Raw genomic sequence first — 922 nt, forward strand, 5'->3', positions numbered from 1 at the left:
GGATGAAGTTCACCTTTTTCCGCCGGCCATCCTTATGGAAACAGGTAGTCGCCGCAGGTCAAGCATCGCCGCGGCACCGATCAACGGTCCAGGAACCAAAAGCAGGAATGCCCAACGCCAGCCGCCAAGCAAGGCCGCCACGTGAGGGATCAATCCGATGACCAGCACCGTGAGCGCAAAGCCGAGCCCGAGTTGGACGGAGAGCGCTGTACCGACAAAGCGCCTGTCGCCAAGCTCCGTCACCGCCGCGGAGAACTGGGCGGAATCACCTATGACTGAGATGCCCCAGACGACGGCGATCAAGACGAACAGCCAGAGCGGACCGTGGAAGACAAAGCCGATAGCCAGCGCGCAGAGAGCAGACACAATCATCATTCCTGCCGTGGTCAGGCTGCGACCGAAGCGGTCAGACAACACGCCGCCAAGCAGGCAGCCGGCGACACCCGCCGCTATGGCGCAGAACGTCAGCAGTGATGCAAAAGCCGGCGACGGTTGCCCCTGCACTTCGAGCGCAGACCGGGCATATGTGAGCAACCATGTCCACATGGCATAGAGTTCCCACATGTGGCCGAGATAACCGATATTGACCAACAGCAATGGCCGGTCCCCGAAAATTGCGCCTATCTGGCGCGGATCGAAGATCGCCTTGCCGAATGGATATGGCCCTTCGCTAGCGAAGAACCAGAATATCGTGGATCCGATGAGCGTCGCGGCGGTTGCGGCAAGCATTACCGATTGCCAGTCGAGCGAACCGGTGAGGGCCCGAAACAGATGCGGCAGCGCCGAACCCAGTGTCAACGCACCGATGACGGCGCCGAGCGCCAGTCCCCTGCCTCGTATGAACCAGGTCGAGACCAGCTTCAGCGCGGGCGGATAGACACCGGCCAACGCAACGCCGGTTAGGATGCGGGCAGCGACGATG

The 922-nt window shown here is 61.5% G+C and carries 1 protein-coding gene; it reads right to left on the reverse strand.

Features of this window, described 5'->3' with window-relative positions:
- Nucleotides 1-9: 9 nt before the first annotated feature.
- Nucleotides 10-922, reverse strand: a 913-nt coding sequence (locus tag AC04SH_RS34860) for an MFS transporter (protein ID WP_488578082.1), incomplete at its 5' end; no start/stop codon positions are given.

It is taken from the genome of Mesorhizobium sp. CNPSo 4688 (assembly GCF_057784295.1).